Source organism: Streptomyces sp. SID13666 (genome assembly GCF_010548325.1).
Taxonomy (GTDB): Bacteria; Actinomycetota; Actinomycetes; order Streptomycetales; family Streptomycetaceae; genus Actinacidiphila; species Actinacidiphila fildesensis.
Genome location: NZ_JAAGLX010000093.1, coordinates 1 through 6,580 on the forward strand (window position 1 = coordinate 1; position 6,580 = coordinate 6,580).

Annotated in this window: 8 protein-coding genes and 4 pseudogenes; 6 read left to right on the forward strand and 6 right to left on the reverse strand. The window is 66.5% G+C overall.

Annotated elements, in window-relative coordinates; genetic code table 11:
- The 3 genes and pseudogenes from G3I60_RS43195 to G3I60_RS43205 form a co-directional block, all read left to right on the forward strand.
- Positions 1-263: pseudogene (locus tag G3I60_RS43195) on the forward strand (ATP-dependent helicase); the annotation flags it as partial.
- Between the two features lie 171 nt (positions 264-434).
- Positions 435-737, forward strand: a complete 303-nt coding sequence (locus G3I60_RS43200) for a hypothetical protein (protein ID WP_164299603.1) — start codon at positions 435-437, stop codon at positions 735-737.
- 86 nt (positions 738-823) lie between these two features.
- Positions 824-1,233, forward strand: a pseudogene (locus G3I60_RS43205) (MFS transporter); the annotation flags it as partial.
- Positions 1,234-1,444: 211 nt separating this feature from the next.
- Here the strand turns inward: G3I60_RS43205 and G3I60_RS43210 are convergent.
- Positions 1,445-1,594, reverse strand: a complete 150-nt coding sequence (locus G3I60_RS43210) for a hypothetical protein (RefSeq protein ID WP_164299605.1) — start codon at positions 1,592-1,594, stop codon at positions 1,445-1,447.
- A gap of 1,434 nt (positions 1,595-3,028) precedes the next feature.
- Between G3I60_RS43210 and G3I60_RS43215 the strand changes: the two genes are divergently transcribed.
- Both G3I60_RS43215 and G3I60_RS46995 read left to right on the forward strand, forming a co-directional pair.
- On the forward strand, positions 3,029-3,595 hold the full coding sequence (locus tag G3I60_RS43215; protein WP_164299607.1) for a hypothetical protein: 567 nt from the start codon (positions 3,029-3,031) through the stop codon (positions 3,593-3,595).
- Positions 3,596-3,638: 43 nt separating this feature from the next.
- Positions 3,639-3,871, forward strand: a pseudogene (locus G3I60_RS46995) (DUF4158 domain-containing protein); the annotation flags it as partial.
- Positions 3,872-3,931: 60 nt separating this feature from the next.
- Here G3I60_RS46995 and G3I60_RS43220 read toward each other — a convergent pair.
- The 3 genes from G3I60_RS43220 to G3I60_RS43225 form a co-directional block, all read right to left on the reverse strand.
- Positions 3,932-4,636, reverse strand: coding sequence for a TIGR02391 family protein (locus tag G3I60_RS43220; protein ID WP_343241893.1), 705 nt, complete (start codon positions 4,634-4,636; stop codon positions 3,932-3,934).
- A gap of 254 nt (positions 4,637-4,890) precedes the next feature.
- A complete protein-coding gene (locus G3I60_RS47185) occupies positions 4,891-5,103 on the reverse strand; it encodes a DUF6011 domain-containing protein (protein ID WP_369334876.1) in 213 nt (70 codons plus the stop codon).
- An 86-nt stretch (positions 5,104-5,189) separates the two neighbouring features.
- On the reverse strand, positions 5,190-5,498 hold the full coding sequence (locus G3I60_RS43225) for a hypothetical protein (RefSeq protein WP_164299609.1): 309 nt from the start codon (positions 5,496-5,498) through the stop codon (positions 5,190-5,192).
- 283 nt (positions 5,499-5,781) lie between these two features.
- On the opposite strand from G3I60_RS43225, the gene G3I60_RS43230 reads away from it, so the two are divergent.
- Positions 5,782-6,204: a peptidase inhibitor family I36 protein gene (locus tag G3I60_RS43230; protein WP_164299610.1), complete on the forward strand. Its 423-nt coding sequence runs from the start codon at positions 5,782-5,784 to the stop codon at positions 6,202-6,204.
- Between the two features lie 49 nt (positions 6,205-6,253).
- Here the strand turns inward: G3I60_RS43230 and G3I60_RS44860 are convergent, their stop codons facing one another.
- Both G3I60_RS44860 and G3I60_RS43235 read right to left on the reverse strand, forming a co-directional pair.
- On the reverse strand, positions 6,254-6,406 hold the full coding sequence (locus G3I60_RS44860; RefSeq protein WP_203675310.1) for a hypothetical protein: 153 nt from the start codon (positions 6,404-6,406) through the stop codon (positions 6,254-6,256).
- A 47-nt stretch (positions 6,407-6,453) separates the two neighbouring features.
- A pseudogene (locus G3I60_RS43235) lies at positions 6,454-6,580 on the reverse strand (IS481 family transposase); the annotation flags it as partial.

Consider the following 6,580-nt stretch of genomic DNA (forward strand, 5'->3'; position numbering starts at 1 on the left):
ACCAGCGCCGCGACATGATCCGCTTGATGCGGGACGCCGGCATCACCCCGCAGACCGCACAGGTCCGCCCCGACGAGGCCGAACTGACCCGGATCACCGGCGCCCAGGCCCCCAGCGGCATCCCGTGCGTCATCGCCGCACCGGTCGTGGAACGCGCCAAGCGCAGCGCCACCGCCACCCGCGGCCGACGCAGCCGCTTCGCCCAGGCCCGCCGCTCCGGATCAGGCGAGCGCCCCGCGCCTCGCGTGACCCTCGCTGCGTAACACCTTCGGCCGACCTTCCGAGAGCCGTCCCATCCCGATGCCCGGGGGTGGGACGGCTCTCGGCGCCTGGGCCGACGTGGGCGTTCACGCGATCCTGAGGAACTCCAGGGAGTAACGGAAGGTAAGCGGGGCACACGAACAGTCACTGACACATGTGCGCGGAAGGTAACGATGACGACGGATTCCGGTACTGCGACGCTGGTTGAAGAGCTGCGCGAGCGAGCGGGGGCGTTTGTGAACTCGCACGTCGACCTGTGGGTCACCGTGGAGGACGACGGGACGCTGATCCTCGCGGGCCAGGACCCCACGGCCCTGTTCCAAGCCGCCGCGGACTGGCTGGGGGACGGGCCCGCCTGCACCGTCGTCGACACCCGCTGGATCCGAGGGACGGCCGAGCCCGCCCACACCCTCTGCCTGTATCTGCGCCCGCCCGGCGCCGAACTGACGCCGCAGCGGACAGCCGAACGGGTCTAGAACCGCTCCCGGCCCCAACGAGATCCGGCAGGTAAGGGCGGCGGCGCGACCCCTCGGCGCCGCCACCCAGTTGCCCGGCATGCCTCGGCCAGACACTCGGCCGCACCCTGTACGCCAACTCGCCCGCCGCTCCGGGGCCACCACTCGCACCGTCGTCCTCATCGCGACGGGCGGCGCCACCACCGCCCTCCTTGCAGCCGTCTCCGGCCCCCTCCCCCTCCTCATCGCCCTGGCCATCGTCGCCGGCATAGTCCGCGGCAACCTCACCCTCCTCCAGGCCACCGCAGTAACAGACCGCTGGGGCACCGCCGCCCACGGACGCCTCTCCGCCACCCTCGCGGCCCCCGTCACCGTCGCCGGCGCCCTCGCCCCTTTCGCCGGAGCGGCACTCGCCGCACCACTGGGCGGCTACCCGCGCCTATTCGCCGTCCTGGCATGCGCCTCAGCATGCGCCGCCGTCCTCGCCTCCGGCTCCGGCTCCGGAACCAAGGGATGAGCAGACATCTTGCTGGCTCCCATCGAACGCGGTCGGACAGCCCTGGACGTGGGGAGCAGGCGGCGGAGCTGCCCGTGAACTCGTCGAACTCCCGCGCTTGCGTCGACCATCGGCGCAAGATGCCACACACAAGTCACTGCCAAAGCAGCCATGGCCAATCCGCCACCCCGCCGGAGTGTTTCGGCGGGGCCCCCGGTCTCACAAGATGCCCCTATGACGCGGGTATGCGGGTGTGGTGCGGATCCTTGCCTATGAGGGTGGCGAGCAGACCCAGGGGCCGTGAGCAGTCGAGCATTCCCGCCTCGTCGAAACGGACCAGCGCGACGGAAACCCGAAGCCACACCACACGCAGAACCCCCATCGACATCATCCGGCGGGGGCTCCTCACCTCTCACTCGCTCTCACACGTGTCTCACCAACAGCATTGACGCCCATGGACCACAAGGCCATGACCTGGCATCAAGCGACCGTCCCGGACCTGGTAGACGCCCCCGGACGGTTTCGCCTACCTGTACCGTGTAGTACCGAGGATGTGTCGTGCGATTACAACTGGCCGCGTTCTTGCTGGTCAAGGCAATATTGCAGGGCCTTAACTGGCACTTTACTCGCCCGCTCGCACTCCTCCTCTCACATCTTTTCCGCAGCCGGCTCGCGGACGAGCGACGAGGCTCCCGACGTCAGGAAGCACTGACCGGTGCCTGGATCTTCGCCCACACGCCGCGGTGGATTATCGGGACCTCACCCGTCTCTTGCCCGGCTGGTCGCCAGCCGGAGCGATCGACACCCTGCAGCTGGACCGCACGACATACCTCGAAGCGGGCAAGCACGGCCTGGACCCACTCATCGAGCACATGCACCTGCCTGGCCGACCTCGCCGACCGGCGAGGCCGCGCCGGATACAACGCCCACGCCGCCGGCCTACCCCTACTCAATCTCGGTGTCCATCACGACACCTGGGACGAGTTGTTCGCCGTGGCTGTCACCGACACGATGCCGTGCCGAGGAACACCTCTGGTAGCGCCCACCCGAAACAGGGCCGGTCCCCGCACGCGTCCCGGCAGATGCCGCCGCGCATGGATTGCAGCTGCCTGCAGAGCTGCAATCCAATCCCGTTCGCCCTGAAACTCGCGCGAGAGGCCCCCACGGTCGTGATGACCTGGCTAACATCCCTCCCCAGGGGAAGGCTTTCGGGGGGACGCAGTGCCGGACAGGGAAAAAGTAGTCGACTGGGCCTTGAAGTTCTTCGCACTGGCGTTCGGTATCGGCGCCTTTGTGTTCTCCATCACCGGCGGAGGCAGCAGCTCGAAGAGGCATGAGTACATCCTCTACGGAGTGGGATGTGTCGCCGCCACTACGGTCGTTGCATACTTCGAGTCGGCAGCCTCCCGGCGCTCCGTAGAGCGACGCGAGCGCCTCGTCTTGGAGGAAGCACTCCACCAAGAGCGAGTCGTACAGGCAGCGTCTGCGGCTTCGGCCCATACTGCGCGCATTAGCGGGCTGCTGGCCGGGCAAGGATCGGAACTTCATCGGTCCCGGGGTCGTCTCGACCAAGCGGTCTGCAGCGCTGCGGGACAAATACACCCCGGCTCCAGAGCAGTCTTCTACCTTTGGGAGGCTGCGGGGAGCGAGTTCAACTGCGGCGGAATCTGGCCAGGATCCCCGCCACCAGTTGACCGTATCGCGGCCGCCTCTTTCGGCTTTCCCGTGCTGCGCCATGTCTTGCGCACCGGCGGGGTCTTCAAGAGGCAGCAGATCAGCACCTACTTGAACGGGCCCCCGCCCCACACAGGCGGCAATGACCACGCGATACTTGCCGTCGCAGTGCGAGCAGGGCATCGCCAACTTGGCGTTCTTGTCATGGATGCGAGGATGGACACCTGGCCACTTGCTGCTCAGCAGCGTGGATTTTCCGACGCAAACGTCCGCCATCTCTTGGTGCTCGCCAATCTTCTGGCCGGCGGACTGGGAGGATGAGTTTCATGAGGGGAACCGAATGAGTACACCGCCCAGGAGATCTCGGCGACGGTCTGCACCCGCGATCCTCGGCGTCCCTCCTCGCCCTCCGATCGACCTGAGCGACGAAACCATCCCTCAGGCGTTCTATACCGCTGGCGACTTCTCGGCGATCGCTCCTGTGCACGAACGCACCGCGATGGAATTGCGACGAGATAACGCCAGCAGGAGCATCGGCCTGGCTGTCTCTCTCGTTGCGGCATTGGCTATGGGCGTGGCATTCTTCATCTCATTCGGTTGGGTCGTCGCTGTTGCGCCCGCCGCGATTGTGATTGCCTCAACCGTCTTGCTGGTGATGCTGAACCGTCCACGCCGACCGCCCCTGACGCCGCCACCTACCGCACGATGACGTAACCCCTGCTCCTGTCACGGCGGCTGATCGGGAAGCGGCGGGCTTCGCGCTGCAGATGTGCACGGTCCGGTACCTGGGGCTCTTCCCGGAGGACCCGCTGGACTGCCGTGGTCGGTGGTCGCGTACGTCGCCGAGCACCTGCGCGTGGAGGACCCCTCGTGCCTGAAGCGGTGCCGAGCGGCAGATGACAGCCTACGAGCACGCCTGGGAGATCCGGGACGCCTACGGCTACCACCAGTTCGAGGACGCGGCGTGGTCCGGCGGTTCCACACACGACGTGCTAGACGAGGACGTCGCCGCCTGTCCCCGCTCAAGGCACGCCAACCTCAGCGTTTATCTGGACACTTGGCAGCTGTCGATGAGGCGGGCAAGGACGCTGAGGGTGGCCAGTTGTTCCAGTGACTCCTGTTCCGTCCACTCGCCCGTCTCGTGGGCGGCGGGGTTGCGGATCGCGAAGAACGATCCGAGCCCGAGTTGCAGGGCGCCGCGTTGCCGGCTCTGGACGGTAGGAGTCGTCGCGTCGCCGGGGACACGGAGTCGAGGCTTGCCCGGCTCGGCCGGCTTGTCGCTGAATGCCTCTTGCACGAGCTTGTCGTCGGCAACGTCTCGGCGCCCGAGCTTCGCCTGGAGGTGAGCGTTGATCGCGCTGGCGGCAGCGTGCACGGCTGCACGGTAGTGCTGAGAGTCCCAGAAAGTGCGGGCTGCGTCCCAGACCCAGGGGTGGAACTGGTCGGCCGGGAGGGCCGGAGCGTCGGGTGCCAACCTGGCTTCCCATTCATCCATGTCGGTGAGGATGCCCAGCCCTCGCTGCACCTGGTTCCGGGCATGTGTCTCTCCCGCCATCGCGTCGACGTTGATCTCTTGCGCGAGTTGCGGGTCAAGACGGCGCAGGACCTGCTTTACCGTGGGTTCAGCCCGATGCAGTTGCTCCAGGAGTGCCTCGTCCCCGATGTAGTCGCCGGGCCTGGTGCTGTTCTCGTAGCGCATGGCCAGGTTGTCGAACGCTTCGAGCTGTTGCCGCATCCAGTTACGATCCACTGCCGCATGGTAGGTGACCCGCCGCGCCATCCGGAATGGTTTCTGTGTCCTGAGACTCGCCGAGGTCAGTGACAAGCTGCCCGACCCGGGAGGCGATGGCGTTATGTCGTTCGACCTCGCGTGGCCTGCCGCGTTCAACGGCGTCCTGAGCGAGCTGCTGCTCGCGAGCGAGTCGGGACCGCAGACGCGGTGTGTACTCGCTGGTGGTGAGGAACTTCGAGCAGCGGAGATAGAGGTCGCACTCGCTGGGGCCTTCAGTGCGTGCCCGCAGGCAGTGGCCGAGCAACGCACTCAGATGAGCAGATAGCGGGCGCACGTTGGCCCATACCTGACCACGCGGTGGATAGCTCGTCAGTGAGCGGGCGTCCGCACTCCCGGCACGACGAGGACGGACCACCGCCGGCCGGCTGGCACGGCGGGGACGGCGATGACGTCTGCCGGGCAGCCGGTGAAGGCGGCTCAGGCATTGTCTACGACGACAGCCCGACCCACGGTTTACCTGGGCAGCCGGACGCCTCGGCTCCGGCGCTCACCTACTGTTGCCTCCGTTGCCTTAGCGCCCTTTGGAGCCTTCCCACAGTCCGAGGCGTACAAGCCGGCGCTGACGGCATCGCTCGTACAGGCCGGTCAGGCCGAAAAGCCCGCCGAGGAACACGCCCCCGGCAAGGCCGATCACGACGTCGAGAGGCTGGGTATTCGGCAGCAAGAGGAAGAAGACCGCCCAGGAAATGCCCGTGAGAAGCGCCAGACCCAGCGGATGCGCGGCTGCGAACCTCTGGCTGCATGCCGGCGGCTGATCACCACCCAGGGCGCGGTCCACAGCCCAGAACCCATCCACCACAACCTGACCGATCCCCGTCATGGCCAAGATCGTAGCGGGCGGGGACGACGGTGCCGGTGCTCGATCCGCGCTGCACCGCGCTCTCGCCTCACGATCGGACCAGGACGGCTCGTGACCTGCCATCAGCGATCCCGCTTCCTCGTGAAGACCACGCCAGCGGTGCACGGGCGGGCTGTGGGGGGAATCGCTGTCTTGACGCAGCAGTCCGCAGGTAAGGATTCTGGCTCAGGCTTGGATCCGCGCGGGTTCAGCCGGGTGCGGGAGTATTTCGCCCGGACATGCCTGCGCCCTGGAAGGGAACCCGATGATCAAAATTACGCGGACGCTCACGGCGATCGTGCTGGCCAGTACCTTCACCATCGGCAGCGCCTCGGCCGCCTCAGCCGGTCAGCAGACTCCCGCCGGTGCGAGAAGCTGGGCCCAGTGCGAGTCCGGCGACTGGTGCATGTGGGACAACGACAACGCGGGCGGGGACATCTACGACGACCAGAACGCGGTGAAGTACAACCCGAATCTGGCGGCCCCGGGCTACGGCTGGAACGACCGTGCCAACTCCGTCGCGAACATGAGCACCAGGTACGTCTGCGTCTTCTGGGACAAGAATCTGGGAGGGAACTACGTGCGCATTGCCCCCAACGGCCGGGTGAACCTCCCCGTCTCGTGGAAGAACAAGGTGAGTTCCTACCGGAGCCTGCCCGCCGGCATCAGTAGTTGTGTCTTCGACTGACAGCTGCCCATACATACACTGCTCGGCAGCCACCAACCTACCGCGCTGGTCAATCATTGTTGACGTTAGCTCCGTATTCGGTGCCGCAGCCCTCGAAGAGATCGGGGAATCCGTGGGTGATGACCAGGCGGTAGGAGGTGGGGATGAAATCGCAGTCCTTCTCGTGCCACTGGATGGCACCAAGGGTCCACGCGGCGAGCACGATGACTGCAACCCAGGTGGCGAGGTTCCGTGGTGGCTGCCAACCGTCTAGGTGTATTGACCCGCAGGGTTGTTTGCGCGGGTGATGGGTGGGTTTCCGCCGAGTGCGGTGTGGCCGCGGTGGTGGTTGTAGGTGTGGAGGAAGTCTGGCAGAGCGGCTGTTCGCTCGTCGTTG

What these genes read in the sequence shown, in the direction of transcription:
- G3I60_RS43230 (WP_164299610.1), top strand. Translation starts at nt 5,782, where the DNA reads ATGATCAAAATTACGCGGACGCTCACGGCGATCGTGCTGGCCAGTACC.
- G3I60_RS47185 (WP_369334876.1), bottom strand. Translation starts at nt 5,103, where the DNA reads ATGCCTGAGCCGCCTTCACCGGCTGCCCGGCAGACGTCATCGCCGTCC.
- G3I60_RS43215 (WP_164299607.1), top strand. Translation starts at nt 3,029, where the DNA reads ATGACCACGCGATACTTGCCGTCGCAGTGCGAGCAGGGCATCGCCAAC.
- G3I60_RS43225 (WP_164299609.1), bottom strand. Translation starts at nt 5,498, where the DNA reads ATGACGGGGATCGGTCAGGTTGTGGTGGATGGGTTCTGGGCTGTGGAC.
- G3I60_RS43200 (WP_164299603.1), top strand. Translation starts at nt 435, where the DNA reads ATGACGACGGATTCCGGTACTGCGACGCTGGTTGAAGAGCTGCGCGAG.
- G3I60_RS43210 (WP_164299605.1), bottom strand. Translation starts at nt 1,594, where the DNA reads ATGGGGGTTCTGCGTGTGGTGTGGCTTCGGGTTTCCGTCGCGCTGGTC.